The sequence below is a fragment of the Corynebacterium sp. LaCa_282 genome (genome assembly GCF_057198125.1).
In genome coordinates this window covers 139,374-166,130 of record NZ_CP191095.1, presented here as the reverse complement: position 1 = coordinate 166,130, position 26,757 = coordinate 139,374, and the positions used below count along the sequence as shown (strand labels likewise).

At 55.4% G+C, this 26,757-nt stretch carries 27 protein-coding genes, 2 tRNA genes and 3 pseudogenes; 11 read left to right on the top strand and 21 right to left on the bottom strand.

Features of this window, described 5'->3' with window-relative positions:
- Window positions 1-39: 39 nt before the first annotated feature.
- On the bottom strand, window positions 40-849 hold the full coding sequence (locus tag ACP8KU_RS00830; protein WP_005280722.1) for a class I SAM-dependent methyltransferase: 810 nt from the start codon (window positions 847-849) through the stop codon (window positions 40-42).
- A gap of 186 nt (window positions 850-1,035) precedes the next feature.
- On the opposite strand from ACP8KU_RS00830, the pseudogene ACP8KU_RS00825 reads away from it, so the two are divergent.
- From ACP8KU_RS00825 to ACP8KU_RS00810, 4 genes and pseudogenes are all read left to right on the top strand, one after another.
- Window positions 1,036-1,170: pseudogene (locus tag ACP8KU_RS00825) on the top strand (IS481 family transposase); the annotation flags it as partial.
- Window positions 1,171-1,399: 229 nt separating this feature from the next.
- On the top strand, window positions 1,400-1,528 hold the full coding sequence (locus tag ACP8KU_RS00820; RefSeq protein WP_484484176.1) for a hypothetical protein: 129 nt from the start codon (window positions 1,400-1,402) through the stop codon (window positions 1,526-1,528).
- A gap of 105 nt (window positions 1,529-1,633) precedes the next feature.
- Entirely contained in the window at window positions 1,634-2,869 is a 1,236-nt protein-coding gene (locus ACP8KU_RS00815) for an IS256 family transposase (RefSeq protein ID WP_023016495.1), read from the top strand.
- Window positions 2,870-2,961: 92 nt separating this feature from the next.
- Window positions 2,962-4,050 (top strand): annotated as a pseudogene (locus ACP8KU_RS00810) (IS481 family transposase); the annotation flags it as partial.
- Between the two features lie 98 nt (window positions 4,051-4,148).
- Here the strand turns inward: ACP8KU_RS00810 and ACP8KU_RS00805 are convergent.
- The 6 genes from ACP8KU_RS00805 to ACP8KU_RS00780 form a co-directional block, all read right to left on the bottom strand.
- Window positions 4,149-4,221, bottom strand: a tRNA-Arg gene (locus tag ACP8KU_RS00805).
- A gap of 158 nt (window positions 4,222-4,379) precedes the next feature.
- Window positions 4,380-5,447, bottom strand: coding sequence for a GTP-binding protein (locus ACP8KU_RS00800; protein WP_005276381.1), 1,068 nt, complete (start codon window positions 5,445-5,447; stop codon window positions 4,380-4,382).
- Between the two features lie 63 nt (window positions 5,448-5,510).
- On the bottom strand, window positions 5,511-7,085 hold the full coding sequence (locus ACP8KU_RS00795; protein WP_005280716.1) for an SLC13 family permease: 1,575 nt from the start codon (window positions 7,083-7,085) through the stop codon (window positions 5,511-5,513).
- Between the two features lie 282 nt (window positions 7,086-7,367).
- On the bottom strand, window positions 7,368-8,732 hold the full coding sequence (gene mgtE / locus ACP8KU_RS00790; RefSeq protein ID WP_484483822.1) for a magnesium transporter: 1,365 nt from the start codon (window positions 8,730-8,732) through the stop codon (window positions 7,368-7,370).
- 125 nt (window positions 8,733-8,857) lie between these two features.
- Window positions 8,858-9,181 (bottom strand): DUF202 domain-containing protein, encoded by a 324-nt coding sequence (locus ACP8KU_RS00785; protein WP_126318016.1) that lies wholly within the window; start codon window positions 9,179-9,181, stop codon window positions 8,858-8,860.
- Window positions 9,174-9,536: a YidH family protein gene (locus tag ACP8KU_RS00780; RefSeq protein ID WP_005276372.1), complete on the bottom strand. Its 363-nt coding sequence runs from the start codon at window positions 9,534-9,536 to the stop codon at window positions 9,174-9,176. The genes ACP8KU_RS00785 and ACP8KU_RS00780 overlap by 8 nt, the downstream gene beginning before the upstream one ends.
- An 85-nt stretch (window positions 9,537-9,621) precedes the next feature.
- Here ACP8KU_RS00780 and ACP8KU_RS00775 point away from each other — a divergent pair, with 85 nt between their 5' ends.
- A complete protein-coding gene (locus tag ACP8KU_RS00775) occupies window positions 9,622-9,999 on the top strand; it encodes an NUDIX domain-containing protein (protein WP_034653750.1) in 378 nt (125 codons plus the stop codon).
- Between the two features lie 124 nt (window positions 10,000-10,123).
- On the opposite strand, the gene ACP8KU_RS00770 is transcribed toward ACP8KU_RS00775, so the two are convergent.
- Both ACP8KU_RS00770 and ACP8KU_RS00765 read right to left on the bottom strand, forming a co-directional pair.
- Window positions 10,124-10,312 carry a hypothetical protein gene (locus tag ACP8KU_RS00770; protein ID WP_023016536.1) on the bottom strand — a complete coding sequence of 63 codons (189 nt, stop codon included), beginning with the start codon at window positions 10,310-10,312 and terminating at the stop codon, window positions 10,124-10,126.
- A gap of 271 nt (window positions 10,313-10,583) precedes the next feature.
- Window positions 10,584-10,672: transfer RNA gene (locus ACP8KU_RS00765), tRNA-Ser, on the bottom strand.
- 120 nt (window positions 10,673-10,792) lie between these two features.
- Between ACP8KU_RS00765 and hisC the strand changes: the two genes are divergently transcribed.
- Together hisC and ACP8KU_RS00755 are read left to right on the top strand one after the other, a co-directional pair.
- On the top strand, window positions 10,793-11,845 hold the full coding sequence (gene hisC / locus ACP8KU_RS00760) for a histidinol-phosphate transaminase (RefSeq protein WP_023028132.1): 1,053 nt from the start codon (window positions 10,793-10,795) through the stop codon (window positions 11,843-11,845).
- Window positions 11,846-12,238 carry a phage holin family protein gene (locus ACP8KU_RS00755; protein WP_023016534.1) on the top strand — a complete coding sequence of 131 codons (393 nt, stop codon included), beginning with the start codon at window positions 11,846-11,848 and terminating at the stop codon, window positions 12,236-12,238. It begins immediately after the preceding gene.
- A gap of 43 nt (window positions 12,239-12,281) precedes the next feature.
- Here the strand turns inward: ACP8KU_RS00755 and ACP8KU_RS00750 are convergent, their stop codons facing one another.
- On the bottom strand, window positions 12,282-12,542 hold the full coding sequence (locus tag ACP8KU_RS00750) for a MoaD/ThiS family protein (protein WP_023016533.1): 261 nt from the start codon (window positions 12,540-12,542) through the stop codon (window positions 12,282-12,284).
- A 58-nt stretch (window positions 12,543-12,600) separates the two neighbouring features.
- Between ACP8KU_RS00750 and ACP8KU_RS00745 the strand changes: the two genes are divergently transcribed.
- The 4 genes from ACP8KU_RS00745 to ACP8KU_RS00730 are packed head-to-tail and all read left to right on the top strand — an operon-like array spanning window position 12,601 to window position 15,668.
- Complete coding sequence (locus ACP8KU_RS00745) at window positions 12,601-13,737, top strand: molybdopterin molybdotransferase MoeA (RefSeq protein ID WP_023028133.1); 1,137 nt, start codon at window positions 12,601-12,603, stop codon at window positions 13,735-13,737.
- Window positions 13,734-14,213 carry a MogA/MoaB family molybdenum cofactor biosynthesis protein gene (locus tag ACP8KU_RS00740; RefSeq protein WP_023028134.1) on the top strand — a complete coding sequence of 160 codons (480 nt, stop codon included), beginning with the start codon at window positions 13,734-13,736 and terminating at the stop codon, window positions 14,211-14,213. Before ACP8KU_RS00745 ends, ACP8KU_RS00740 begins: the two co-directional genes overlap by 4 nt.
- A complete protein-coding gene (locus tag ACP8KU_RS00735) occupies window positions 14,203-14,664 on the top strand; it encodes a molybdenum cofactor biosynthesis protein MoaE (protein ID WP_278723874.1) in 462 nt (153 codons plus the stop codon). The genes ACP8KU_RS00740 and ACP8KU_RS00735 overlap by 11 nt, the downstream gene beginning before the upstream one ends.
- The gene (locus ACP8KU_RS00730; RefSeq protein WP_284624922.1) at window positions 14,661-15,668 is read left to right on the top strand and encodes a ThiF family adenylyltransferase; all 1,008 of its coding nucleotides are present in this window, start codon (window positions 14,661-14,663) and stop codon (window positions 15,666-15,668) included. Before ACP8KU_RS00735 ends, ACP8KU_RS00730 begins: the two co-directional genes overlap by 4 nt.
- A gap of 21 nt (window positions 15,669-15,689) precedes the next feature.
- On the opposite strand, the gene ACP8KU_RS00725 is transcribed toward ACP8KU_RS00730, so the two are convergent.
- The 11 genes and pseudogenes from ACP8KU_RS00725 to ACP8KU_RS00675 all read right to left on the bottom strand — a co-directional run bounded on the left by ACP8KU_RS00725 (window position 15,690) and on the right by ACP8KU_RS00675 (window position 26,698).
- Complete coding sequence (locus ACP8KU_RS00725) at window positions 15,690-15,941, bottom strand: hypothetical protein (RefSeq protein WP_284624921.1); 252 nt, start codon at window positions 15,939-15,941, stop codon at window positions 15,690-15,692.
- 240 nt (window positions 15,942-16,181) lie between these two features.
- A pseudogene (locus tag ACP8KU_RS00720) lies at window positions 16,182-16,791 on the bottom strand (IS3 family transposase); the annotation flags it as partial.
- Between the two features lie 95 nt (window positions 16,792-16,886).
- Complete coding sequence (locus ACP8KU_RS00715; protein WP_484483752.1) at window positions 16,887-18,122, bottom strand: IS256 family transposase; 1,236 nt, start codon at window positions 18,120-18,122, stop codon at window positions 16,887-16,889.
- A 105-nt stretch (window positions 18,123-18,227) separates the two neighbouring features.
- Complete coding sequence (locus ACP8KU_RS00710; protein WP_284810293.1) at window positions 18,228-18,473, bottom strand: IS3 family transposase; 246 nt, start codon at window positions 18,471-18,473, stop codon at window positions 18,228-18,230.
- 74 nt (window positions 18,474-18,547) lie between these two features.
- Window positions 18,548-18,802, bottom strand: coding sequence for a hypothetical protein (locus ACP8KU_RS00705; protein WP_484483821.1), 255 nt, complete (start codon window positions 18,800-18,802; stop codon window positions 18,548-18,550).
- Window positions 18,803-18,965: 163 nt separating this feature from the next.
- Window positions 18,966-19,367 carry a hypothetical protein gene (locus ACP8KU_RS00700; protein WP_484483820.1) on the bottom strand — a complete coding sequence of 134 codons (402 nt, stop codon included), beginning with the start codon at window positions 19,365-19,367 and terminating at the stop codon, window positions 18,966-18,968.
- 300 nt (window positions 19,368-19,667) lie between these two features.
- On the bottom strand, window positions 19,668-20,639 hold the full coding sequence (locus ACP8KU_RS00695) for a hypothetical protein (RefSeq protein WP_484483819.1): 972 nt from the start codon (window positions 20,637-20,639) through the stop codon (window positions 19,668-19,670).
- A 5-nt stretch (window positions 20,640-20,644) separates the two neighbouring features.
- Window positions 20,645-21,478: a hypothetical protein gene (locus tag ACP8KU_RS00690; protein WP_284609939.1), complete on the bottom strand. Its 834-nt coding sequence runs from the start codon at window positions 21,476-21,478 to the stop codon at window positions 20,645-20,647.
- 307 nt (window positions 21,479-21,785) lie between these two features.
- Complete coding sequence (locus ACP8KU_RS00685; protein ID WP_431604295.1) at window positions 21,786-22,250, bottom strand: hypothetical protein; 465 nt, start codon at window positions 22,248-22,250, stop codon at window positions 21,786-21,788.
- Between the two features lie 105 nt (window positions 22,251-22,355).
- Window positions 22,356-22,757: a hypothetical protein gene (locus ACP8KU_RS00680; RefSeq protein WP_023016525.1), complete on the bottom strand. Its 402-nt coding sequence runs from the start codon at window positions 22,755-22,757 to the stop codon at window positions 22,356-22,358.
- Between the two features lie 89 nt (window positions 22,758-22,846).
- On the bottom strand, window positions 22,847-26,698 hold the full coding sequence (locus ACP8KU_RS00675) for a coiled-coil domain-containing protein (protein ID WP_484483818.1): 3,852 nt from the start codon (window positions 26,696-26,698) through the stop codon (window positions 22,847-22,849).
- Between the last annotated feature and the right edge of the window lie 59 nt (window positions 26,699-26,757).

Here is a 26,757-nt window from a genome sequence, read left to right as displayed (position 1 = left end):
CTGCGAGTTGCGCGCCTTAACCTCGTCGTTTGGTTGGTTCTAGCTCGGTTTCCGGGCCACCAAAGCCACACCGCGCAAGACATCGCTGTGTTCGTTGAAAAGCTTGCGCATTGCCAACATGCGGCGCCTGGCCTCCTTATCGCGTAAGGCATTTTTGATGATGCGCAACGTACCCAGCAGTCCTTCGTCGGCAAGATTGCGGCGCATCTTTAGCAGCGCCATTGGCGCGGTATCTGTCCATTCGACGACTAAGCCAGCGTTTTCGAGAAGCTCGGTCCACTCAACCACGGTGAGCGGGCGGGCATTGACCTTAATCACCCGCGCGAGGTTTTTGCGCAGCTCTGTTTTGAATTCATCATCAAGATCGTCGGGTTGCAAGCCGAGCTCATGAATCGCATAGCGTCCACCTGGTCGCAACACCCGCACGGCCTCGTCGACGATCTTTTGTTTTCCGTTCGGCGATTGCATCGTTAGCATTGCCTCACCCAGCACGACGTCAGCGTGAGCATCGGGCAAACCGGTATCCGCGGCATCAGCATGCACCATGCGTCCGGTGTCTTTGACGATCTCACCGGTAATGCGTGCGGCATCTTCGTCTTTTTCCACACCGACATAGCTGGCAGGTTGGAAACTTAATAGTTCGGTGGCGGTGCGCCCCAAGCCCGGTGCCAACTCGACGACATCAGCACCACTAAGACCGGCATGCTTGAGCAACTTGCGGGTGAGTTCCAAACCGCCTGGCCGCAGCACTCGTTTGCCCAGCCGCGCGAGCAGCCAGTGTCCGGGTACATCTTCTGCACGACGCTGCGCATAGGGAAGTGGATTGTCCTGGTGGGAGGAGTGAGTCATGGTGGATTCCTTTCTCGAAGGCCCACCTACAACGGACTAAGGCAGATGCTTGCAGGTACTTTAAGGCAGGCCTAATGTGCATCCATTTCTGAGTCTAATTCCTGGCGACTGTAAAGGATAGGCTTGCCAAAATAGTGTGACTTTTCTTGGACATAGGGCCTGACCCCCGGAAAGTAGACGCATCGGGGGTCAGGCCCCCTCCGCTGGGCCGGCAACATGCGCAAACTCTACGTCGGAAGAAAACACCGCACCAAAGAAATCATGCTCATCTGCATCAACAACGACATCGCCGCCATTAACCCCCACACAGGCGAAATCTAAAAACGAACCCCCAACACGAAGAGAGCCCCGAGACATCGAAATAGAAACAATGTCTCGAGACTTCACATTTGTGCGCCCGGAGGTGTCTGAGTTCACGACATATTTGACACCCTGTTCCTGCGAAGGCAGTCCTGATGCTTGACAGGTGAGTCGGGACAAACTTGACACTTAGCCCACCCTTACCGTGTCAGGTGATGTTTTACAGGTGAGTCGGGACATGTTTGACACTATGAACAGTCCCAACCGTAACCTCGCCATCGTCAAAGCAGTCCGCGGGCAAAAGCGCAGCCCATCACAAGTAGCCAAGCAATTCGGTATCTCTCGCCAACGCGTTTACCAAATCGGTTGCGTCCAGTAGCGTGGTGTATCTGTAACTGACGGTGGGCCCCTTATGAATGAGGCCGGCGACCACCGTAGTACCTTTCGATTCCGTAACCACACTTCCTCGAAAGGGATAACCACGATGGCCGCTAGCCCATATTCTATAGACCCGACTACCTACTTAGACGAATTGCTTGCCCAAGCATCCCCAGATCTCATGCGCGAGATGCTTCAAGGATTCATCAACCAAATCCTATCGACTCAAGCAGACCAGATCTGCGGCGCCGACTACGCCACCACGTCTAAGTCTCGAACCAATGTCCGCAATGGCTACCGCCACCGCGATCTTGATACTCGCGTTGGCACCATTGATGTCGCTGTACCCAAACTACGTACCGGGTCATTTTTCCCGGACTGGTTATTGCAACGACGCACTCGGGCAGAACGAGCACTAACAACCGTAATAGCTACCTGCTATTTAAAAGGCGTGTCCACACGCAGGATGAACGATCTCGTCGCCAGTTTGGGAATTAATAATCTTTCAAAGTCGCAGGTATCTGACATGGCTAAAGACCTGGACGAGATGGTCGAAGACTTCCGTACCCGACCACTCGATACCGGTCCATACCTGTATGTTGCCTGTGATGCATTGACCATGAAAGTCCGCGAAGGAGGACGCGTGGTCAAAGCTTCCGTCCTCGTGGCTACCGGGGTTAATGCCGAAGGCTATCGTGAGCTATTGGGCATGCAGGTTGCTACATCTGAGTCTGTGGCGTCGTGGACTGGGTTCTTTAGGGATCTTAAAGCTCGCGGACTTAATGAGGTCTATCTTGTCACCAGTGACGCGCATCTAGGAATCCAGCATGCGATTAGTGACGTGTTGCCGAATGCGTCCTGGCAGCGGTGTCGAACGCACTTTTCTAAAAACCTGTCTTCGATGGTTGCCAAGACCCAGTGGCCAACCCTATCGGCGATGTTTCATACGATATTCCAGCAACCAGACTCGGAATCGGTGTGGTCCCAAGCACGTGAGGTCGTAGCGTTTTGTGAAGATAAATTCCCCCACGTTGCCAGCTACCTGGAAGAAGCCCTCGACGAGCTCTTAGCTTTTACCAACGCCCCGAAATCCGTCTGGAAGAAAGTCTGGTCGAATAACCCTACTGAACGGCTCAATCGTGAAATCCGCAGGCGTACGGATGTTGTAGGCATCTTCCCCAATCGTGACGCTGTCGTGCGCCTTGTTGGTGCTGTCCTAGCAGAACAACACGATGACTGGATCCAGCAAAACCGCTACATGTCACTAACCAGCCTGGAACAGACCAAAGCATTGATTACCGCCAACGTCATAGACGCTGACACCACCAAGGAGGTCGCATGAACCAGTTAAAGCACCGAGCACGTGCTGGCCCCTGACACCATCACACTGCATGCTCTATCGAAAGGTAGAAACACCACTCAAACGGACTTGACCACCAAATCCTTCATGCCTTCGATGCCGGTGGCACAGACGCCATCGCGCCGAAATCCCGCGCCCCACGCACTCACCCCCAAGCCGTGCCAGACACCGTGTGCAAAGACATCATCACAATCCGTAAACAGCTCACCCGTCACGGACTCGACGCAGGTCCAGAAACCATTGCCTACCACCTACAACAAGACGGCAAACGCGTCCCTTCAACCTCGACAATCCGCCGCATCCTAAGAAAAGAAGGACTCATCACCCCAGCACCAAAAAAGAAGCCCAAAAGCTCCTTCATCCGCTTCGAAGCAGCCATGCCCAACGAATGCTGGCAGGCTGACATCACCCACCTGTACCTAGCGGACACCACCCGCATCGAAGTCCTTGACTTCCTCGACGATCACTCCCGCTACCTGCTATCAATCACCGCAGCCGCAGCCTTTAGCGGCACACAAGTCGCCGAGGAACTATCACGCCTGATAGCAGAATACGGACCACCAGCATCCACACTCACCGACAACGGCCTCGTCTTCACCGCCCGCCTAGCAGGACGCAAAGGCGGACGAAACGCCTTTGAAAAAGTCCTCAACGCCAACAAAATCCAACAGAAAAACGGCCGACCAGGCCATCCCCAAACCCAAGGAAAAATCGAGCGCTTCCACCAAACACTCAAAAAATGGATCAACGCCCGACCACCCGCTAAAACCGTAGCTGACCTGCAGACACTCCTCAATGAATTCCGCGACTACTACAACACCACACGCCCCCACAAAGCACTAGGCCGACGCACCCCACACCAGGCCTACACCACCGGCACCAAAGCCAACCCAGCCCACAACCCGACACAAGAATGGCGCACAAGAAACGACGTCGTCTGGGACAACGGCAAAACCACCGTGCGCTACGCCGGCAAACTCTTCCACCTAGGCATCGGCCGCAAATGGAAAAGACAGAAAATCCTCATGGTCATCGCCGACAACCACGTCATCACATCACTAGCCGAAACCGGCGAAGTCATCACCGAACACTACATCGACACCAGCCGCAACTACCAAAAGCCCTACTGGAAACAAGGAGACCCACCCCTAGGCCCAGAATAAGAAGAAACCGGCATCCCAGAACAAAAAGAAACTGAGATGCCGGTTTGTCAACGATGTCGCGACTCACCTGTCAAGCATGTCGCGACTCATGACATTTGTGCGCCCGGAGGGATTCGAACCCCCAACCTTCTGATCCGTAGTCAGATGCTCTATCCGTTGAGCTACGGGCGCAGTCCGTTGTGTAGCAGCGCGGATGCTCTGCTGTGCAACGAGAATTTACTATACCCACGGACATGCAAAGTAACAAATCACCAGTACACAACCATGATCGGCGGGATAGTCAAAGGCGTGTAGTTCACCCGCCGTTCATGCTGCGACTCGGCGCGGGGTTATACGAGGACGGAGGCTTCGGCATCGGAAAGCAGGGCGTCCTGGAAAGCCTGCAGGGTGGATTCGTGGTCGAAATCGATACCAATGAGCACGAGCTCCGTGCCAGGAGTTACGCCGTTGGCGGCCCACAGTGACGCTGGCATGATTTGCAGGTTAGGGCCGGCTTGCTGCCAGGCGTGGGCTACGCGCAGGTCGGTGTCGATCCAGCAATAACCCTTAGAACGCACGAGGCCCGTACTGGCCCGCAAGGCGGCGATGAGACGCTCACGATTAAAGGGGCGATCGGCACGGAATACGACGGAAGAAATGCCATATTCCTCGGTTTCTGGCGTGTGTGGGTTAGCCAGCTCTTCGGCATAGCCGTGGTAGGACGCGGCGGTGGCAGCATTGAACAAATGTGCATCCAGGACAAGCCCAGGCTCGATGACACCGTGGGTTACCGGCACTACGCGAGCCCGCGGGTTCATGGCGCGAACGGTGGCGACCACGCGCTCGGTCTCAGCGGCATCGACCAGGTCGGTCTTGGTAATGAGGATAAGGTCGGCGAACTCGACCTGATCCACTAAGAGATCGGAAATGGTGCGATCGTCTTGGGGCGTGGCTTCGATGCTTTCGGAGACGAGGCTGCGACCACGACGCAATTGGGTTAGGAAGGTTGAGGCATCGACGAGGGAGACCATGGTGTCGATGGGGGCGGCATCGGCAAGCGTGGTGCCATCGGAAAATTCCCACTCGAAGGTGGCTGCCACCGGCATGGGCTCGGAAATGCCGGTGGATTCGATGACGATCTGATCGAAGCGGCCGGAGCGAGCTAGCTTGCCCACAGATTCAATGAGGTCTTCGCGCAGGGTGCAGCAAATGCAGCCATTCGATAGTTCCACGAAGCGATCCTCACCGCGCTCGAGGTGCCCCTCGCCAGCGACGAGGGCGGCGTCAATGTTGACCTCGGAAAAGTCATTGACGATGACCGCGAGTTTGCGGCCCTCACGGTTTGCGAGCAGGTGGTTGAGGAGCGTGGTCTTTCCGCTGCCTAGAAATCCGGACAGCACGGTAACAGGTGTAGCCATCCTTTAATGGTAACGTTTTTCATTAAAGGATGGCTACAAGGGTCTGGCCGACCGGTGGGTGGGCTAGACCGTCAGTCCGAAGATAGGAACCGCCAGCAGGAAGACGGTGAGGGTGATGAGGAAGATACCAATGATGTTGAGGCCAACACCGCCCTTGATCATCTCGCCAATCTTGACATAGCCCGAACCGTAAGCAATGGCATTCGGCGGGGTAGCCACTGGGAGCATAAAGGCAGACGTTGCGGCCAAGGCAACCGGGATGGTGAGCAGCAAGACGTTGATATCACCTTCGCCGGTAAGACCCACACCCACGGCGACACCACCCATGATGGGGATGAAGGTCGCCGCAGTAGCGGTATTGGAGGTAATCTCCGTCAAGAAGAGCACCAAGGTGGCCACAGCTGCCACGATCAGGACGATCGGCAAGACGCTAAGCCCCTTAGCCATCTCACCAATCCACAGGGACAGACCGGAAGAGTTAAAGGCCGAGGACAGGGACAGGCCACCACCAAAGAGGAGAAGGACGTCCCACGGCATTTCATTGGCCGTCTTCCAGTCCAGCAAGCGAATACGGCGCTCCGAGTCAGCCGGCAAGATAAACAAGAGGATGCCTGCGGCAATACCGACGATGGCGTCATCGTAGTTATCAAAGTCACCAAGGATAATGGGCAGCGATACCCAAGCCAGCGCGGCCAGCACGAAGATGATGCCAGTCATGATCTGTGGGCGGGTCCACGGGCCGAGCGCTTTGATCTCTTCATTGATCAGCTCACGGCCGCCGGGAATTTCGGTCATTTCCGGCTTGAAGACGGTAATCAACAGCGCCCACGCGATGAGCAGGAAGGTCAGTGCTAGGGGCACACCGACGGCCATCCAGCGGCCAAAGCCAAGGGTAACCTCCCATGTATCGGCCATATACGCATTCAAGAATGCATTCGGCGGGGTACCGATCAAGGTACCTAGCGAACCGATGGAGGCCGAGTACGCGATACCCAGCATGAGCGCAGTAGCGAACTTCTTCTGCTTATCCCAACCACCAACGGTCTCTGCGGTAAGGGCCAGCACGGAGGTACCGATCGGCAGCATGACGACGGCCGTCGCGGTATTCGATACCCACATGGACAAGAATCCGGTGGCCAGCATAAAGCCCAAAATAAGGCGGCGCGGCGAGGTGCCGATGAGCTTGACCACGTAAAGAGCAAGGCGGCGGTGTAGGTTCCAGCGCTGCAGCGACAGCGCGATCAGGAAGCCACCCATGAACAAGAAAATGGTGGCAGAGGCATATGGCGCACCGACTTCCTTAATGGTTCCCACCCCGGACAAGGGGAAGATCACCAGGGGAATCAACGCGGTGGCCGCTAGCGGGATGGCCTCAGTCATCCACCACACACCCATGAGGATGGTCACCGCGGCCACGGTGCGAATGGCGCCGAGGGTGTAGTCAGCTTCCGCATCCACGCCGCTGGACTCTTGGACGGTGTCGATCGCATTCGAGGGGAAGATGAAAAATACGAGGATAGCCAGGGCTAGGCCAATGAAAAGACCGATGAACTGGCGGCGCCATTCATTGCGTGGGGCACCGGGATCCTCAGCGCCCTCTGATTGGGCGGTAGATTCGTGAGTATGCGGGGTGGTCATGCCGCGAACTCCTTTGCTAGAGAGACATTTAGCAGGGCGGGGGTAATAGCTCTGTCAATTACCAGCAATCGAGCCGGATCCTTGGTGCATACCGAACATCATTCAGTCCATGCAGAGCATGCTAAGACCCTACAAAACATTTGCACCAGAAACCACAAACTTTGCCAAATTTACCCCCACCAATTTTAAAATTCACACAACGCAGCTACGCAAAATGTGAAATCTCCCCCACCGGTTCGCCACCCCCGCACGAAGCGCCCAGGCCCGTGGGCCCGGGGATCTTTATAAGCCGAGCACCGCCTTGGCAATGAGGAAATAAATGATCAGGCCCGTGGCATCGCAGAAGGTAGAAATAAATGGGTTGGAAAATACGGCGGGGTCGGCTCCGATGGTCTTGGCCACCAAGGGCATAAGCCCACCCACGGTGGCAGACATCGAACAAATCAAAAACAGCGTCGAGCCAATGACTATGCCAATATCCACGCCGTAGACCACCGTTGCCAGACCAAGTCCTGCCAAGCCCAATACAGTGCCAAGCAGCATACCCACGCGGAGCTCACGCCAGAGGACAGCGAGGAGGTCGCGCCCGCGGACATCGCCAAGCGCAAGCGCACGGGTGACCGTCGTTGCCGCCTGATTTCCCGTATTGCCACCGGTACCGGTCAACAGCGGGATAAACAGGGATAGCACCACGGCCTGCGCCAAGGTGTCTTCAAAGGCATCCAAGACCCGCACGGTCAACAGCGCGGAAACCGCCAGGACCAGCAACCACACGATGCGAGACTTCACCAGTTTTAGTAGCGGTGTAGAAAGGTATGGCTGCTGCAGGGCCTCGGTACCACCGGCGCGCGCGGAGTCCTCGCTGTCCTCTGCCTCGACGATGTCAATGGCATCGTCCCAGGTCAAAAGGCCTACCAGGCGGTCCGAATCATCCACGATGGGCAATGCCAAAATATCGAGCGGCAGGAACCACCTGGCGGTTTCTTCCGCATCATCATTGGCATTGGCATAGATGGGGCTTTGCATGATGTCCCCAATCGTGATGCCCTCCTCCGCGGTAAAAATCTCCCGCAGCGTCACCACGCCCACCAGGCGGCGATCCGCGCGGGTAATGGGCACCGCATAAATGGTTTCCAGTTCATCGGCCTTCGCGCGCAGGGTCCGCAGCGCTTCCTCCACGCTCATTTCTGGATGGATTCCGGGGACTTCGGGCGACATGCGGCGGCCCACCGAGCCCTTGGTGTAGCCCAAGACAACCCCGGTGACATCCCGCTTCGATTTGGTAAGCGAGCGCAGCAGCCGGTCCGCGATTTCCGCCGGCAGCTCATCCAAAAGGGCCACGCGGTCTTCCGGCTCAAGTTCATCGAAGAACTCATAGACATCAGCATTGCCCAGCTCATCGATAATATCGGCCTGGTGCTTGGCATCCAGGGCATCAAATACCACGATGGATTTACGCCGCGGCAACAAGCGCAGGGCCAGCGCGGCGCGGATGGCATTTTGCCGCTCGACGATGGCGATGAGCTCCTGCAGCGGCACCTCATCAAGCAGCGCCTGCAAGCGGGGTGCCTTTTGTGGGTCAATGGCAGAATCCTGCTTCAACCATGCCTCGACCGTATCGCTGGCCTGCTCAGTAATATCCGCCATTGCCATCACCTTGCCCTTCTCGCCCCTCATACCGCGGCACCGGTGGCCACCGTAATTGATATAGCCTCACATAGATTACGCGTATCCCCCACCAGTACACAGCGCTGCGGCGGAAAACTTTGCCTTTAGGCAAAAACACCCCACAAGGCAAAGGCCGCAAGCAGGGAGACCAGCCCCGCGCTACTGGCCAAGACGGCGGCGCCGGGGAGGTGGCGGTGGGTTCGCAGGGAGGCATCGACAAGCGATGCCCGCTTCCTCACCGCCACTATCAGCACCAGCACGCCAGCCGCGAGCGCCAGCAACGGGAGAAACACGCTGACGCTGACCACCCGCATGACCCCTAGGAGTATCACCGCCAGCGCGAGGATGGTGCGCTGCCACGATAGGCGGGTGCGCTCGGGCTGCAAGCCGGGGTCAAAGAGCTCCCCATGTTGCTGCGGGCTAGGCAAGTAGCTCGCCTACCAGCAGGACAGCCGCGATAACGACGATGGTGCCTACAAGCACCGGGATGGCGATGCTGAAGGGCAACGGGCGCTGTTGCCGCAAGGCGCGCTCAGCCCGCTTCCATTGCACCCACGCGACTACCGGCAGCACAATCGCCACCACCAGCATGAATGCGGAGACCACCGCGCGCAGCGTCGCCGGCAGCGGCACGTCGAAAGCTTCCAAGGCCACTCCCCCGGCAATCAGCGCGAGCGAGGTGCGGATCCATGCGAGGAAGGTGCGCTCATTCGCCAGCGTAAAACGCGGATCAGGGTCGCTTCCTACCCCAAATACCGAGCGGGGAAACCTCGAATCGCTCATGCCTTCCTACCTTATATTCAATGTCCACCCTTGGCGCGATAAGGCTGCGAGCCTGTTCGCCGGCCACCTCGTTATGATCGGGGCCATGATTGAAGTCGCAGCAATCGTTTTCCGCAATTCCTTTGACCACGTGCTTGGCGTACGCAAGGCCTCATCCACGAAGTTCCAGCTGCCGGGCGGCAAGCTAGAAGAAGGCGAAAGCCCTGTCCAGGCCGCTGCGCGCGAGGCGGAAGAAGAAATCGGCGTCCGGGTTCGCCTACCTGAACTTACCGAGCTCGGCACCTTCACTGCCCCCGCTGCCAATGAACCGGGCCAGACCGTCCGCGGGCATATCTTTACCTACCCGCGCCCCGTCATCGCCCACGCCGCAGCCGAAATCGCCGAAACCGCCTGGATCGATCCCGCCGACCCGCAGTGCGAGCTTGCTGATCTCCTGCGCAGCGAGGTTTTTCCGGCGCTGTAAAGTGGTCAAGCCCGCGCATCAGCAAAGGAAACTACGCCTACACCGCACCACCTGCGCCAGGGAAAATCATGAACCAACGGTCACGTAACAGTCACCCTGGGATAAACGGGGTGCGGTGTACTACTTATTTAGACTGACGCCCTGCATTCTCCGCCCACACGCGCACTCCCACAGAAGCAGCAGTCAGAACAACAATGAAGATGGTCACTAAGCCGATGCCTATTACATCGGTCAGCCACAAAACAATTAACACCAAAGAGGCAACTGCTAAAGCGAGCAAAATTCCGTTCTTTATCTTCTGCACTTTATCCATAGCGCCATTATTCACGATAAAAATTCACCACGTGACGAGTTCATCCTTTTGAAAAATCTCCTTGCGCTCCAAAAGCGCCCTCGGAGAACTGCATTTCCGCTTCATGCCCGTAGCGAGCGAATACTCGTATCCCTGCTTACAGAATAGGGGTCTGGCTCCTGCTTGGTGGCCACCACATTTTGTCATTTAACTCCGTTTAAGCCGCCGCTTAGGCCTATTGTTTAAGCTGGCAAAACGACGAAATCCCGAGCGCAATTGCCCGGGATTTGGGTGGCGGAGATGAGAGGATTCGAACCTCCGGACCCCAGAAGGGTCAACTCCTTAGCAGGGAGCCCCATTCGGCCGCTCTGGCACATCTCCAAGTTCAGAAAGAACCGTAAAAGACAATACCTGCCGCATGCGCCACGGCCAAACTAACCCCCTGGTTTTGTCCCCGGTTTTCTTCCACGCGCGCAGGAGAGACGACCTAGAGTGGTAGCCATGATTCGCTCCGACTTACGCGCCATCCCTGGCTACGTGCCCGGCGCGCGCCACGATGATGCCCTCAAGTTGTCTTCTAATGAAGCCACGCAGCCACCGCTGCCTGAGGCCGCCGAGGCTATGGCCCGCGCCGCTGCCGAGGCCAATCGCTACCCGGATATCGCGGCCACCGAGTTGCGTGAGGATCTGGCCGAGCACTTAGGCGTGAGCTTTGACCAGGTTGCGGTGGGCACGGGTTCTTCCGCGCTGTGCCAGCAATTGGTACAAATCACCACCAGGCCCGGTGAGGAAGTGATTTTCCCGTGGCGTTCCTTTGAGGCTTATCCCATTTTTGCCCAGGTGGTGGGTGCGCGCCCCATTCCGGTTCCGCTCGATGCGGACCAGCGCGTGGATTTGCCCGCAATGGCGGAGAAAATTACCTCAGATACGCGCCTGATTTTCGTCTGCAATCCGAATAATCCTTCCGGCACTACCGTGACTAAGGCGGAGTTTTCCGAATTTATGGACGCGGTGCCAGGCGATGTCCTCGTGGCCCTCGATGAGGCCTATATCGAATATAATCGGAATGCCGATACCCCGCTGGGCACCGAGCTTTTTGGTACTTACCCCAACGTGGTCTTCCTGCGGACCTTCTCCAAGGCCTATGGTTTGGCCGGCGTGCGCGTGGGCTATGCCTATGGCCCAGAAGACGTCATCGCGGCACTGAATAAGGTAGCGATTCCGTTTTCCATCAACGCCGTGGCCCAGGCCGGTGCCCGTGCCGCGCTCGCAGCGCAGGATTCGCTGCGCGAGCGCACCGAAGAGACTTGTGGCCAGCGCCAGCGCGTGGAAAAGGAGTTGGCAGAGTGGGGCGTTCCCCGCTCGGAGGCCAACCACGTATGGCTGCCGGCGGCGAATATTGAAAAGCTAGGAACGCCGCAGGAATTAGCCGCGCGCTTGGCCACACGCGGCGTGCTCGTTCGCGCCTTTAGCGAAGGCATCCGCATTACCATTACAACTAAGGAAGAAACTAACGCCCTGCTTCGGGCGTGGAACGATACCGTAGGAGGCTAAATGCGTTCGTTGACCAATTTTGCCCTCAACGTGGTCGCCATCGCGATTGCGCTCTGGGTCGTAGTGGGCATTATTCCCGGGATTTATATCACCCCGGATAAGCTGGGCAATTTCATTGCCGTGGCCATTGTTTTCATCATTATTAACGCGGTGGTCATGCCCGTGCTGCGTTTTATCGGCGCCCCGCTAACCTGCCTTACCCTCGGACTATTCGCGCTCGTCATCAATGGCGCCGCCCTGCTGATCGTGGAGTGGACGCTTAACGCCTTTGACTTAGGAATTGGCCACCTTGTGGTCAATTCCTGGGGCTCTGCAATCTTCGGCGCCATCATCTTGTCCCTGGTCAGCAGCCTGGTTAATTTCTTTACCAGCCCACTGCGCAAGCCGGTCTAAGGCGCTGGCTGGTCTAACACACCAGCCGGTCCGAAGGAGCGGGCTATCCCCCGGCGAAGGGCGGAAGCACGTCAACGCGGGTCACGCCCATGAGCGGCGAGTCCGCTTGGGTGTTCCCGGCGCCATCGATAAGAAAATTACAGCGCCCCAGCACCTCTTTCATGCTCATGCCGGCCTCGGTGGTGCCGGTGTGGTCCTTACCCAGCTGCTCTATGAGCTGGCCTAAGGTGGTGGGCGCTTTTACCTGCTCCGAAGCAACGCCGGCCGCGGCACGAGCGGCGGCGAAATAGTGAACGGTCAACATGCTTTCTACTATGCCCGCAGGCTTCGAACGTGTCGAACTCGCGGGTAAACTTGGCTCTATGCGCACTCCCGAAACCCACGCACACGAGGTCGCGGCAGCCCTCGGCCCGCGCCAAGTCATCTCCCGGCCCCTGGGGCAGGCGCAGGAGATGGTCCTTGCCGCCGATGTCCATACCGCCTTCCCCTCGCCGCGCTTTAGCAATTCCCAGATGGATGGCTACGCGCTGCCCGCCACCGCAGCCGGATCGTACGAGGTGGGCCCCACCATCGCCGCCGGCGCGAATCCCACCGAGCTGCTGGATGGTCCCTTGCACACCGCCTGCCCCATCATGACCGGAGCCAAGGTTCCAGAGGGCACGGCATCCATCGTGCCGATTGAAAAGTGCCAGCCGCAGGAATTCCTCCAGCCAGGCGAGACCATTACAGTTCCGGCCACTGAGGAGGGCCAATTCATCCGCGGTACGGGCACGGACCTCCAGCAGGGCGTTCTCCTGGCCGCCAAGGGCGAGAAGCTCACTCCGGTGCGCCTGGCCGCGCTGGCCTCCCAGGGCATCGAGGAGGTCAGCGTTTATCGCCCCGCCCGCATCCTCGTGTGCACCGGCGGCGCGGAAATTGGTACGGGTGTTGCTGCTATTCCTGATGCCAATGCGCCGCTCATCTCCGCTATGGCCCACCGCGCCGGCATCGAGGTCGCCGGATACGTCACCACCGATGACGATCCAGAGGTGCTCACCCGCGCGCTGGAGGAGGCCACGCAGGACTACCGCCCCGATGCCATCGTCACCTCCGGCGGGATTTCCGCGGGCAAATACGAGGTTATCCGGCAGGTGCTCACCGGCTGGTTTGGCCACGTGGACCAGCAGCCTGGCGGGCCGCAGGGCATCGCCAGTTTCCATGGCACCCCGGTCATCTGCTTGCCCGGCAATCCGATTTCCACCATGGTAAGCTTCCGCCTCTTTGTGGCCCCCACCCTGGGCTGGGCGCCCGCGGCATATCGCGTGCCAATCGCGCACGCCATCGAGGGCCTACCCCACAAGGATCAATTCCGCCGCGGGTACGCTGGTGCGCAGGCCCGGGTTACCGGCGGCGCTAGTTCCCACCTGCTGGCCCAAGCCGTCGATGCCACCCACCTCATCCGCATTCCTGCTGGTAAGAGCCTCAGCGCAGGAGAAGAAGTAAAGGTCTATCCCCTATGAGTTCTGCTCGCACCGCCATTGTTTTGGTCGCCTCCACCCGCGCCGCCGCCGGGGTCTACGAGGATCGCTCGGGCCCCATCGCGGTAGATTTCTTGCGCCGCAAGGGCTTCGACTGCCCTGATGCCCGCGTGGTTCCTGATGCCGATATCGCCTCAGCGGTGGACCAGGCCTTCGCCGAAAAGCCCGCGGTCATCCTCACCTCCGGCGGAACCGGCCTGACCCCGGATGACCTCACCGTCGATGCCGTCCAACCCCACCTCACGCGCGAGCTTCCCGGCATCGCCATGGCCTTTTGGAATAAGGGCTTGGAGAATATCCCCACCGCGGTGGCCTCGCGCGCGGTCGCAGGTGTGAATGACACCACCTTTGCCATGACCCTGCCCGGTTCTACCGGCGGGGTCAAAGATGGGTGCGCCGTGTTAGATGAATTAATCGTCCACATCGTCGATATGTTAGAAGGAAAACATGAGCACTGATCCCTCTTATGTCGCCGCGCAGACCGGGCTCACTGTCGGCACGATGCTGACCGAGCAGCCCCTCGAGCCCCTCCTTGCCGCGGCCAAGGCAGAGGTCATCACCCCAGCCATGGGCGCGGTGGTCACGTTCGAGGGCATCGTGCGTGATCATGATGGCGGCCGGCCCGATGTCACCCTGCTAACTTATACCGCGCACCCCAGCGCCCCGGAAAAGCTGCGCGAGATTGTCGATGAAGTAGCAGGCCAACACCCCGTGCGCTTGTGGTCAGCCCACCGCACTGGCGATCTACAGGTGGGCGATCTGGCCTTTACCGTCGTCGCCGCCTCTGCCCACCGCGGCGATGCCTTCCGCGCCGCGGAGGCCTGTGCCAATCGCGTCAAGGCCGAGGTTCCCATCTGGAAGGAACAAAGCCACGGCGATGGCTCCGTTAACTGGGTGGGCCTCGAATGAGCATCCGCTATGCCCGCCAAGAGGCCCTGTGGGGTGAAAAGGGCCAGCAGAAATTGGCCGACTCCCACGTCGCGGTCATCGGCGCGGGCGGGCTTGGCTCACCAGCGCTGCTCTACCTAGCAGGGGCCGGGGTGGGCCGCATCTCGCTTTTCGATGACGACCTCGTCTCCCCCTCCAACCTCCACCGGCAGGTCATTCACACCACCGCCTCCATCGGCACTGCAAAGACCGAATCGGCCGCGGCGGCGGTGCGCGCCCTCAACCCTGAGGTGGAGCTTATCTGCCACGGCCGCCTGGAATCCGCCACCGCCCTCGAGCAGCTGCGCGGCTGCGACGTGCTCCTCGATGGGACGGATAATTTCGACGCCCGCTACCTGTGCTCATGGGCCGCCCATAGCCTGGGCATTCCGCATATTTGGGCTTCTATCCTGGGCTTTGATGCGCAGATGAGCGTCTTTTGGTCCGGCAAGGGCCCTGTGTACGAGGATGTTTTCCCCACCGCCCCTGCCCCGGGCGAGGTTCCGTCGTGCTCCCAAGCCGGCGTCCTGGGCCCCATCGTCGGCACGGTGGGATCCGCGATGGCCTTGGAGGCTTTGAAGATCATTACCGGCGTCGGCACCCCGCTTATTGGCACGCTCGGTTACTTTGAGGCCCTATCTGGGACCTGGGAGTATATCCCCATCCGCCCCACCGGCGCGCAGCCTACCCAGCCAGCCGATGCCCCCGAGGTCCGCGAGATCCCCGCGCACGCCCCGCTTATCGATGTCCGCACCGACGCCGAACGCGCCCGCGCCGCCATTCCTGATTCAACGCATCTGCCCCTAGACCGCATCCTCGCCGGGGAGAACCCCGCTATCGCACGGGACGAGGTAGCCGTTATCTACTGCGCCAGCGGCATCCGCTCCGCGCAAGCCGTCCACGCATTGCGCGGCCGCGGCTACGAGCACGTTGTTTCACTGCGCGGCGGCATTAACGCGTGGTTGGAACAGCACGGGATGCCCTAGACCAGCCGCACGATGGCCCTTCTAGCGCCTTTGTTTGTCTTCCCTGCCGCGAACAAAGAGGAACCAGATGAGCGGTCCCAAGAAGGGAAGGGCAAAGGTAGCGGCGATAAAGAGCACCTTGGCCGCAATCGTGTACCCAGAAGCGATAATAGAAATAACCGCCGCAATCCAGAACGCAACGAGCAAAAGGATGGGCAGGAACCCGAGGAACCACCACGTGTCATTAGGGTTAGTGGATTCCGTTGCTGCTACATAAAGTTCCGAGGTACTCATGATGTCCTTTCGTCGAGTAATTTTTTATCTCTAGGACAAAGCCAGCAAACAACCACACCTGACTTGCCCCTGTACATTTCCAAGATTAAGTCTGCGCCGCACCAGGCGCGTCATCCCCCGGTATGAAATGCCGCAGCAACAAGCGTGAAGCTTGTTAACTTAGGCAGCTTTCCGGTGCCCTGTTACCTCCACATTTGCTGTAGGGCCTGACCCCCGGAAAGTGGACACGTCGGGGGTTAGCTATGCTGCTGTGGTCAGTGTAGCTGAAGTCTCGGCTTCAAAGACATCAGGCGCTACGAGATTGCACCAGGAGTGCCGCCGGCGCGTGTTATAACGCATGCACCACCGGAAGACTTCCCGGCGGCAGGCGATCGGATTGTCAAAGACTTTCCGCTCTCGCAGCACTTCACGTTTTAAGGTGGCGTTAAATGATTCTGCTAGGGCTTCTATCAGCACTCGTTCCTACCGCCCCCATGGATTGGCGTACACCCAGCGACGAGCAGTAGTTTCTAAACGCTTATGAGGTGTACACACTGCCGTGATCGGAATGGAATACAGCCCCGTCAAGACTGCCACGCACGCCGTGTGCGTGGGCTAGGGCATCGATGACCAGTGAGACACGCATGTGGTCTGCGAGTGCATAACCTGCACGTTTGCGTGAATACGTGTCAATGACAGTGGCCAAATACATGTTTTTCCCTCCTTTACATGGCAAGTAGGTAATATCGCCGACATAAACGCGGTTCGGCTCGTTAGCTGCGAATTTGCGGCCTAGCAAATCCGGCATGACTCGGTGGCCAGGCTTGCGCCTGGTAGTGACACATCGGCGGCGCTTGGTAAAGCCTCTAAGCCGGTCAAGTCCGTTTGAGTGGTGTTTCTACCTTTCGATAGAGCATGCAGTGTGATGGTGTCAGGGGCCAGCACGTGCTCGGTGCTTTAACTGGTTCATGCGACCTCCTTGGTGGTGTCAGCGTCTATGACGTTGGCGGTAATCAATGCTTTGGTCTGTTCCAGGCTGGTTAGTGACATGTAGCGGTTTTGCTGGATCCAGTCATCGTGTTGTTCTGCTAAGACAGCACCAACAAGGCGCACGACAGCGTCACGATTGGGGAAGATGCCTACAACATCCGTACGCCTGCGGATTTCACGATTGAGCCGTTCAGTAGGGTTATTCGACCAGACTTTCTTCCAGACGGATTTCGGGGCGTTGGTAAAAGCTAAGAGCTCGTCGAGGGCTTCTTCCAGGTAGCTGGCAACGTGGGGGAATTTATCTTCACAAAACGCTACGACCTCACGTGCTTGGGACCACACCGATTCCGAGTCTGGTTGCTGGAATATCGTATGAAACATCGCCGATAGGGTTGGCCACTGGGTCTTGGCAACCATCGAAGACAGGTTTTTAGAAAAGTGCGTTCGACACCGCTGCCAGGACGCATTCGGCAACACGTCACTAATCGCATGCTGGATTCCTAGATGCGCGTCACTGGTGACAAGATAGACCTCATTAAGTCCGCGAGCTTTAAGATCCCTAAAGAACCCAGTCCACGACGCCACAGACTCAGATGTAGCAACCTGCATGCCCAATAGCTCACGATAGCCTTCGGCATTAACCCCGGTAGCCACGAGGACGGAAGCTTTGACCACGCGTCCTCCTTCGCGGACTTTCATGGTCAATGCATCACAGGCAACATACAGGTATGGACCGGTATCGAGTGGTCGGGTACGGAAGTCTTCGACCATCTCGTCCAGGTCTTTAGCCATGTCAGATACCTGCGACTTTGAAAGATTATTAATTCCCAAACTGGCGACGAGATCGTTCATCCTGCGTGTGGACACGCCTTTTAAATAGCAGGTAGCTATTACGGTTGTTAGTGCTCGTTCTGCCCGAGTGCGTCGTTGCAATAACCAGTCCGGGAAAAATGACCCGGTACGTAGTTTGGGTACAGCGACATCAATGGTGCCAACGCGAGTATCAAGATCGCGGTGGCGGTAGCCATTGCGGACATTGGTTCGAGACTTAGACGTGGTGGCGTATTCGGCGCCGCAGATCTGGTCTGCTTGAGTCGATAGGATTTGGTTGATGAATCCTTGAAGCATCTCGCGCATGAGATCTGGGGATGCTTGGGCAAGCAATTCGTCTAAGTAGGTAGTCGGGTCTATAGAATATGGGCTAGCGGCCATCGTGGTTATCCCTTTCGAGGAAGTGTGGTTACGGAATCGAAAGGTACTACGGTGGTCGCCGGCCTCATTCATAAGGGGCCCACCGTCAGTTACAGATACACCACGCTACTGGACGCAACCTCTAAGCCCCATGGCTTTCATAATTCGTGCGACTTTCTTGTGATTTATCGGGCTGAAATCCGTATCACTGTTGAGGCTTGCAGCGATGCGTTTAGCACCATAAAGACCATGCTCATCATCAAAAGTGGCCTTGATTTTTGCACCAATAAGGGCATCAGAATACATCCTTGACCTGCGCTTTTCACGGGTGTGGACCCATTTATAAAACGAGGAGCGATTGAGCTTCAACACGTGGCACATCCGCTTAACCGAGTATTCGGTTCGGTGGTCATAGACAAACTGGAAGCAGAACTCCCGTGAGTTGCTTAAGCAAAATATTTCGCAGCCTTACGCAGGATGTCACGTTCTTCGCGCAGTTTTGCGTTTTCTTTCTCCAGTTGGCGAATGCGTTCGGATTCATTCGCTGCCTGGGCTTTATCATGCACGGCTTTTATGCGGGCACGTTTGCCGGTGCCGTACTTTTTGACCCAAGAATGCAGCGAAGCTCGGTTGATGCCGAGTTCGGCTAATGCTGAGTTCAGCGAGAGTTCCTCATTGTTCCTTATAGAGGGCCACGGCATCGCGTTTGAACTGTTCGGAATACCTGGACATGGTGGTAGATTACCTTTCTTCCCAGCTCGACTGGGCTGGATATCAGGTGTCCACCACATGGGGGTCAGGTCCGTCTTCGGTTAGGCTGTCGCGTAAGTCAGACTGCGCACTCGTGTGATTGAAATTGGCTGGCTATTCCCAGCAAATAGCCACGACTTTGCCGAATTGGTATGACAAAGCAATGGTTCCATTGTCGTGGGGAATGGTTATGCCGTCACGGTTATGTTCAAATTCGATCCCCACATCTTTTAGGGCTTTGACAAACTTTCGGCTTGACAATGACAGTGGGATATCAAGGAAGCTATCTGTCTCCCGCGCGTTTAAGATTTCTATTGAGGTAATCAATCCGTCGTTTTCAAAGCCATCAATGTCATAGTCGATTCCCCCGATCTCACATTTGCCAAAAATTTGGCCCGTGCTGCCTATCCCGAGATAAGAAATATCTAGGTATCGGTAATCAGACAGAATATTTTCGTAGTATGAAACAGGTGCAGATAGCTGCAACGGTTCAGGTACCTCAAAATTGAACTTCATTTTCTACAACTCCTTGACGCAAGATGTTTATCTTCTAGACCCTGCCTTTTTGGAAGATTCAACTTAGACGAGGGCTCTATTCTTTGCAGTCTAGGCCACAAGTGTGGCGTAGTTTGGCTTCATTGTTAGATTGTCTGCTGCTCGTCCGTTTCCGATACGGAGGTCAAGTCCCGTGTAGTGGTGTAGCCATTTGTGCTTTCGGCTCGGTATGAAGTTCGGGGCTTGTTACAGCGATGCTTCCGCGTGTTTGGAGTCTGGAGCGCCGTTTTGAGATGCCTCAGGTTGTGTTTCGTCTGACTTCTATTCTGCAATAGGTGTTGACGACCAGGAACGGAGGGGGCCGTCGTGGAGCCCTTGGAAAAACTGGTACTTTTCTAGAGGGATACGTGCCGGGGGATCGAAGTCGGGAGCCGTGACCAACTCCTTAGTGTGTGGGTCGACAACGCGTGCTGGTGTTAGACGGGCCAAGTAACCATCTGTCCCATAGAATGCGTCATCATACGGGGATACACCTAGCGGGGCGAGGATGGATTCTATCTGCTTCTCCCCAAACTGAGACCACATAATCTGCGCGTGTTCTTTTGTAAACGTTTCTTGTGGAAACTCAGTGACCTTTGGCAGGGAGTCAAAATCAAAACCGTAATCCTTAAAAGGCTCACTTTGATCCTCGAGGTACGACATGGAACGGTGCAGCGTACCATCAGCTTTTAACTGTTTGTGGCTGCTAAAAGATCTGTAGAAGCAACAATCAAATCGGCCTAAACGATCATCGGGCAATTCGGAGGGAAGCGCGCACATCATAAACTCTATTTCTCCATAGCTTGCGCGATGGAAAAAGGCTACATCGTCGGTATCTACCCACGGCGTGTGCTTGATTTCGATGTAGTAAGGAACTTGTGACTCAATTTCTTTCTTGCGCGCCAAAAGGCAGGCAAATTCACCAATCCGTGGCATCTTTGGCGCTTTGGTAAAGCAGCAGGGGCTAAAAACTGCAGTCCATTCTGACTCGGTGGGGACGAATACAAACTGCGTAATGTGATTTTGCGGTTTAAGTAACTCTGCAAGCTGGTTCCTACTGGCCGATACCTTGTCCGCATGAACTACACATTCAACCTTTTGCTTCTTCCTGCGGGAATACTCCCTTGTATAAATGCTTTCTATTCCTGATGCCCACTGTTGAAATTCTTCAACAACGGTAGATAGTGGAAACCGAAGAAGCGCCACAGCATGGGATACCGGTGCGATGGAATTGGTGTAGAAATACTTCGTCATTGTCTTTAGTTCCCTTCGTGTTCGCGGTCCCAGGTGTGTTCACGACGTTCAAATAAAGCGCATGGTCCGTACTTTTTAGGCAAAGGGTATCCACTATTGATGAGTGTTGCACGCCCGGTGAGGAATTGCCTGTTGAAGGGATCGAGTCCGAAAAGTTGTGCGCATTCGAAGAGATCTTCGGTAGTAAACCGCTTGCGTAGTGGACCTTTTTTGGTTTTGAGTCGTTCTAGTCCGGGGAAGGCAAATTCTTCGCCGTCAGGCCAGTCGGTAAAAGCCTGGAACCGGGATTCTCCTTCCCCGATCCCTACAATAAAGGTATTGTTTCCTCGGATTTCAGCGACAGGGGCGCGTTTGCCGATAGCAGCATCCATATCGTAGGTGTCGATGATGAGGCACTTGTTGCCTGAGCGGTAGTTCCATCCTGTGACGATTTTGCGTTCATCTGGCTCATCCACGATACGTAGCTGTGTCATACCGGGAACAAAAGGAATAGAACCGTTATACCTAACGGTTGCGAAAAAGTCGTGATTGTTGCTCGTATCATCGCTGATAAACCACACCCAATCGGGATTCGTGGTTTCCAAAACTGCTGCCCAACGACGAGGAAACTGCGGATCGTGCACCCCAAGACGCAGCGCATGGGGAAGATCATCGACGGTGGTATCAATGTTTACATACTGCTGTGACCAGTAACTATTAGCTGTGTCTAAAGGCGTGTGGAAAACACGTGACCGTGCGGCAGCCTCAACCGCATAATCGAAAGGCAGCTTCAAAAATAACTGATCATAAGAATAAGGGGCTAGCAGATAATCAATATCTCGCCGCAGGTACACACTCATGTTTAGATCCCTTGGACCTGACCCGTTTCTGAATCAAGGAAGTAGTCGGCGTCACGGTTAAAATGTGTGGAGTATCCAGACATGGCAGTAGATTATCTTTCTTCTCAGCCCAACTGGTCTGGATATCAGGTATCTACCTAATAGTGGTCAGATCCGTGCCCGCTTTACGAGCACAACGACCTTAGTCGTATACCGTAGTACAAAGTGGGAAACTGGAACCTTCACCAAGTTGAGGCTTGTCCTAATTGTTTTCCGTTAAAGCATGCTGCCGCCGGCGCGTTCGCTAACGTCTAAGAATTACTTTTCTCTAGGCAAGGAACGACGTTTCAAGAAAGTCCTCAAGACTCCAATATTCAGGATCAAACCACGCAACGCCTTCGTCGATTTCGACTGCGACGAATTGGTCAGGCAATAAGATGAGGAACTCATTTATCTCGGTGCGGATTCCTTGGCGCTGTAGCTCTGTCGCGACTCGTTCAGTGCTCTCCTGCGCGGTCTCGGCGGGGCGACGATTAAGGTCAACACCATAGAAAGTATCCGTGATTGGTACCTCCAGGTACTTCATTTCAACGGTGACGCACTTACCGTCTTCCACGCAGCACACAATCTTGCGGCCAGGATCACCGGGTTCTAGTGCTTCGATATCGACCCAACCTTCAAATTGTTCCTCATACGTATCAGCAGTCAGGTCAGAGTCGTAGCATGCTTTAGTAGCCTGGTTCACCGTCATACCGGGTTGTACGGGCAAGGGACAGGTACCTTCAATTTTCATTTTTTCGATGCACTTCTTTCTTCGTCGGTTGTTTAATACGTCAAGGTCTTCGGTTAGGCTGTCGCGTAAGTCAGACTGCACACTCGTGTGATTGAAATTGGCTAGCTACCCCCAGTAAATAGCTACAACTTTGCCGAATTGGTACGACAATGCGATTGTCCCATTGTCGTGGGGAATGGTTATGCCGTCACGGTCGTGTTCAAATTCGATCCCCACATCTTTTAGGGCCTTTACAAACTTTCGACTCGACAATGACAGTGGGATATCAAGGAAGCTATCTGACTCCCGCGCGTCCAAGATTTCTACTGAGGCAATCAATCCGTCGTTTTCAAAGCCCTTAATGTCGTAGTCGATGCCCCCCATCTCACATTTGCCAAAAATTTGGCCCGTTCTGCCGATACCGAGATAAGAAATATCCAGGTATCGGTAATCAGACAGAAGATTTTCGTAATATGAAACAGGTGCAGATAGCTGCAACGGTTCAGGAACATCAAAAGTAAACTTCATTTTCTACAACTCCTTGACGCAAGATGTTTATCTTCTAGACCCCGCCTTTTGGAAGATCCAACTTAGACGAGAGCTCTATTCTTTGCAGTCTAGGCCACAAGCGTGGCGTAGTTTGGCTTCATTGTTAGATTGTCTGCTGCCCGACTGTTTCCGATACGGAAGTCTTTGCTTAGGAAACCGCGGGCTAGAGCGTCGTCAATCATTTCGTCTAGCGCCTGATCATATTTTCCGGCGAACCTATTTTTATTGTATTCGTATTCTCTTTGAAATACTTCATCAATTTTCCCTTCTCGAACTAGTTGAGCCTGCTCCTCTTGGTATTTCTTTGCGTCAGGACCGCTTCCCCAAGACAAAGTCTCCTTGTGATCTGCTGGGTCCATTTGAATTGCGGGAGCATTGTTACGATTCATTCCTTTCGGAAGTGACTTCTCCTCTTTTTTGATCGCGGAAGAGGAAATGATGTGGTGCCGCTGGACTCTGAATGCTTGGAGCGGGTTGGTCCAAGCACGTGTCATAAGTTGATAGTAGTTTCCTCCTCGATAGATCCTTCCCGATATTGAACCAACAGTGCATTTCGTGCTTGCAATTTCTTCAAACCGCAGGCGTTCAAGGAAGCTCGTACTATTTAGCGCAAATTGGACTCGATTTTTGGGTGAGGTAGATGAGCTGAGGGAAACGAGTCCGCAGGATGGGATGTTGTGAAGTTCTTTAAGCTTGGTTGAACGTTCGGCGCGTCGTGCGCTGAGCAAATGGCGGATTTCGCCAGTTTTGCTTAAGAGTCTACGCAGGACAGGTATTGCTTTGCCTGCTTTTAGAAGTTTCGAAGCTGGGAGCAGGCTTACCGCTGTCCATAGGCAACCAGAAATCTCACCATGGAAGCAGTTAATAACATCGGTAACCCCAATGAAATCAAGAAGAAGATTTAATGCTTCTTTTCCAATCGCTTCCTTTATGCTTTCGAGAATTCCGGGTGAACTTGTGTTTACGCCGTCTTGAATTTTTCCAGCTTCGTAAGCGGCTTGAAGCTCTACTTGTTCGTTTTGCCATTTTTCGGTTGCTGCTTGGTATGCAGAATCTGCAGCCTGCGCAGAGGCTGCAGCATCTTTACCAGCCGCTGCAGCCGATCCTCTTGCTTGCTCTGCAGAGGATCGTGCTTGATTAGCCGATAAGTGGGCATCTAAAGCAAAGCTTTGTGCTTGATCAGAATTCGCAGACGCTTGGTTTGCAGCTTGTTCAGCTTGGTTTGCAGCTGTATGTGAACGTTGTTGCTGTTCTTTTGCAAAATTCAGTGATTCTTGCGCCGATGCCAAAGACATATGTGCTCGTTGCGCTGATTGCTGAGCACGGCCAGACCATTTCGTAGCTTCCTGTGCAAATGATGCGGCTTTCCGAGCATCACCATAGGCGGAAAAGTAGGACTCCTGTGCCTTAGCGGCTTCCTCTGCTGCTCGGTGAGCTGCAAAGAAGCCTTTCTCTAACAGCGCGTTGACCTGTTGGTCATGGGTGTTCTTTTCGGCATCATTTGCGCTTTTTCGAGCTGCTTCGATGGTGATGAACTCATTGAGCCCTTCTCGGTCTCCTAGAATTGCAGCTTCCGCAGCAGCTTTTAGTTCCGGTCCGCCTGTTCTTTCCAATTCGTAGGCTTGTTGGAGTTGATCTTCATGGAGAGCTTTGGAATAGCCGGTCCCGTTGACAAAATCATCAAGAGCATCATATGTTCCCTCGGAAATAGCTGCGTCTGCAGCTTGCTGGACTGCTTTTCCGGCGTTTTCTTTGAGGCCCCAGGCCTTTTCAAGCAGAATAGGGGTGCGAAGCCGTTTCACTTCGTCGGTTGCAAACCAATGAACGACTACACCGTCTGCATTTACCCATTCCTCGGCTCCATTGCGAACCTCCTCGTTCGGGTCGGTTGCCCACCACGTTCTGAGTTGGTTTCGCTCATCATCTATTAACGCGGCAGAATACCCGTTTGTAGCAAACTGCCGAAGATCTTGGTCTGTCCCGCTTGATAGAGCTAATTTTGCTGCTTCGGATACGGATGGACCGCCGACTATCGCTGCAGCAATCGTTGCATCGCGAAGCTCACTGATATCGCTTGGCTCAGAAAGGCTCGCCCCAAAGCCATCTGCCGACTCTTCAAGCTCAGAATACGCCCCCAACTTCCTTAGCGTTGCTTCAAATTTCTTACGCCTATCTAGTTGATCGCTTTTATATTTATCGTCACGGGCCTCATCTTCATTTGCTTGAATTGCTTGGTCTTTGAGGTATTGGGCTTCTTGTTCTTGGCGCTGGGTGGCAACTTCTTGAGAAAGTTTAGCGATGTCATTGGCAAGGTTGATGGCCTCGATAGATTTTAAGGCTGCTTCTTGGGCTGATTGAGCATTAGCACCGGCTCGTTGTGCGGCGGCAGAAGCATTGCCGGCTTCTCGTGCTGCGTCTTCAGCGGCTTGGGCGCTTTTATTTGCGTGGTCGGCGGCTTGTCGAGCAGCTGTACGGGCTTTTCGTACTAGTTCGGTAATCTGGTTGACGATTCCATCGACTTCGTTAGAGGCTGCGCGTGCTCGAGAGGCTGCTGCTCGTGCTCGTGCGGCACCTGCTCGTGCTTCTGCAGCGGCTTGGTCACCAGCTCCTGCGGCGGCTGCTGCTTCGGATGCAGCGGCTGCTGCCGCATCAGCATTGTTTGCAGCGCTGGCTGCGGCACCACTGGCGGTGCGGGCAAAACCGGCAGCAGCGTCTGCGTGGGCAAAAGATTGCGCGGCTTTGTCAGCAGCCCGTGCAGCATCACGAGCTTGTTCGGCTGCTTGACGCGCTTGAGATGCCATGGAGGCGTCATAGCCTGCCGCAGAAGCACGAGATGCTGCTTCTTGGGCTGCAATACGCGCCCGAGAAGCAGCAGAGGCTGCACGAGCTAGAGCATCGGCAGTTTGGGCTAAGGCTTGTCGTGCTTCTGCTGCTGCAGCCACTGCGTTATCGGCTACTTGGGCAGACTGGTTAGCAAGCTTTCCTGCCGACGCTGCGGCATTGTCTGCCCTTACTTGTGCTGCATCGGCGGCTAGTGCCTCATCTTTTGCTTTTTGAGTAGCCTGTCGAGATGCCTCTGTTGCCCGTCTGGCTTGGTCAGCGTTTGTTGCAGCGAAGCTTGCGGCACGCTGGGCTTTATCGGACTCTTCGATAGCGGTATCGACCAGTTCGGTAATACTCATCTTCTCTGAGTCTTGGGCTGCATCAACAAACTGCCCATAGCGAAGATACGACTCAATTGCTGTATCTGTATCTGTCATCAGTGCTTCAGAAGCGCCTGCAGCAACTGATGGAAGTGGGGATCGGGAAAGTTCGTAGACTTCGCGTCGTTTATCATCCCAGCGAGCTTTATCTGCACCTGTAGCTGCAAACTCGCTTAGGGCTTCTTCAGTGTCTGTAGATAGTGCCTGTTCGGCTGCTGCTTTAAGGACACTTCCTTCTGATGCTTGGGTAGCTTTCCACGCTGTGGCACGATCATCTTCGGTTTGGGCTGTTTGCCACCCAGTATCGATAAAGTTGCTAAGACTGTCGATATCACCTGCATCGAGTGCCTGTTTGGCTGCGTTTTGAACGTTTTCTTCAGATAGTGAAGAGATTGTCACTACTATGTGGCGAAGGTCCAGGGTGCGGGCCTCATCCATGCCTGATTTCGTATAAGCAGATAATTCTTCTTGCCCACCGCGAAGTACTTCTTCAGCAGCTGCCTGCGAGGCAGGGAAGTTGGTGCTCACCATTTCAATGGCATAGTTTCTCGCTTGCTGTTCATCAGCAATCTCAGCGCCCAGGTCGCGTTGATCTGCTTGGGCAAGCGCATGCGCTGACGAAAGACTTAGTCCTACTGCAGCAGCGGTGATGGCGGACATGATTTTTCGAGCGCAATGTGTCATTGTCTTCGCAGGGTGATGATGCTTGTAGCGCATGTGCGGACTTTCTTATCTAAAGGTATGGGGTTAACTGGGCGCTATGCGCTACAGCGACA

Coding starts and splice junctions, on each gene's coding strand:
- ACP8KU_RS00830 (WP_005280722.1), bottom strand. CDS start 849: ATGACTCACTCCTCCCACCAGGACAATCCACTTCCCTATGCGCAGCGT.
- ACP8KU_RS00820 (WP_484484176.1), top strand. CDS start 1,400: ATGAACAGTCCCAACCGTAACCTCGCCATCGTCAAAGCAGTCCGCGGG.
- ACP8KU_RS00815 (WP_023016495.1), top strand. CDS start 1,634: ATGGCCGCTAGCCCATATTCTATAGACCCGACTACCTACTTAGACGAA.
- ACP8KU_RS00800 (WP_005276381.1), bottom strand. CDS start 5,447: ATGGCTACACCTGTTACCGTGCTGTCCGGATTTCTAGGCAGCGGAAAG.
- ACP8KU_RS00795 (WP_005280716.1), bottom strand. CDS start 7,085: ATGACCACCCCGCATACTCACGAATCTACCGCCCAATCAGAGGGCGCT.
- mgtE (WP_484483822.1), bottom strand. CDS start 8,732: ATGGCGGATATTACTGAGCAGGCCAGCGATACGGTCGAGGCATGGTTG.
- ACP8KU_RS00780 (WP_005276372.1), bottom strand. CDS start 9,536: ATGAGCGATTCGAGGTTTCCCCGCTCGGTATTTGGGGTAGGAAGCGAC.
- ACP8KU_RS00775 (WP_034653750.1), top strand. CDS start 9,622: ATGATTGAAGTCGCAGCAATCGTTTTCCGCAATTCCTTTGACCACGTG.
- ACP8KU_RS00770 (WP_023016536.1), bottom strand. CDS start 10,312: ATGGATAAAGTGCAGAAGATAAAGAACGGAATTTTGCTCGCTTTAGCA.
- hisC (WP_023028132.1), top strand. CDS start 10,793: ATGATTCGCTCCGACTTACGCGCCATCCCTGGCTACGTGCCCGGCGCG.
- ACP8KU_RS00755 (WP_023016534.1), top strand. CDS start 11,846: ATGCGTTCGTTGACCAATTTTGCCCTCAACGTGGTCGCCATCGCGATT.
- ACP8KU_RS00750 (WP_023016533.1), bottom strand. CDS start 12,542: ATGTTGACCGTTCACTATTTCGCCGCCGCTCGTGCCGCGGCCGGCGTT.
- ACP8KU_RS00745 (WP_023028133.1), top strand. CDS start 12,601: ATGCGCACTCCCGAAACCCACGCACACGAGGTCGCGGCAGCCCTCGGC.
- ACP8KU_RS00740 (WP_023028134.1), top strand. CDS start 13,734: ATGAGTTCTGCTCGCACCGCCATTGTTTTGGTCGCCTCCACCCGCGCC.
- ACP8KU_RS00735 (WP_278723874.1), top strand. CDS start 14,203: ATGAGCACTGATCCCTCTTATGTCGCCGCGCAGACCGGGCTCACTGTC.
- ACP8KU_RS00730 (WP_284624922.1), top strand. CDS start 14,661: ATGAGCATCCGCTATGCCCGCCAAGAGGCCCTGTGGGGTGAAAAGGGC.
- ACP8KU_RS00725 (WP_284624921.1), bottom strand. CDS start 15,941: ATGAGTACCTCGGAACTTTATGTAGCAGCAACGGAATCCACTAACCCT.
- ACP8KU_RS00715 (WP_484483752.1), bottom strand. CDS start 18,122: ATGGCCGCTAGCCCATATTCTATAGACCCGACTACCTACTTAGACGAA.
- ACP8KU_RS00705 (WP_484483821.1), bottom strand. CDS start 18,802: ATGCCGTGGCCCTCTATAAGGAACAATGAGGAACTCTCGCTGAACTCA.
- ACP8KU_RS00700 (WP_484483820.1), bottom strand. CDS start 19,367: ATGAAGTTCAATTTTGAGGTACCTGAACCGTTGCAGCTATCTGCACCT.
- ACP8KU_RS00695 (WP_484483819.1), bottom strand. CDS start 20,639: ATGACGAAGTATTTCTACACCAATTCCATCGCACCGGTATCCCATGCT.
- ACP8KU_RS00690 (WP_284609939.1), bottom strand. CDS start 21,478: ATGAGTGTGTACCTGCGGCGAGATATTGATTATCTGCTAGCCCCTTAT.
- ACP8KU_RS00685 (WP_431604295.1), bottom strand. CDS start 22,250: ATGAAAATTGAAGGTACCTGTCCCTTGCCCGTACAACCCGGTATGACG.
- ACP8KU_RS00680 (WP_023016525.1), bottom strand. CDS start 22,757: ATGAAGTTTACTTTTGATGTTCCTGAACCGTTGCAGCTATCTGCACCT.
- ACP8KU_RS00675 (WP_484483818.1), bottom strand. CDS start 26,698: ATGCGCTACAAGCATCATCACCCTGCGAAGACAATGACACATTGCGCT.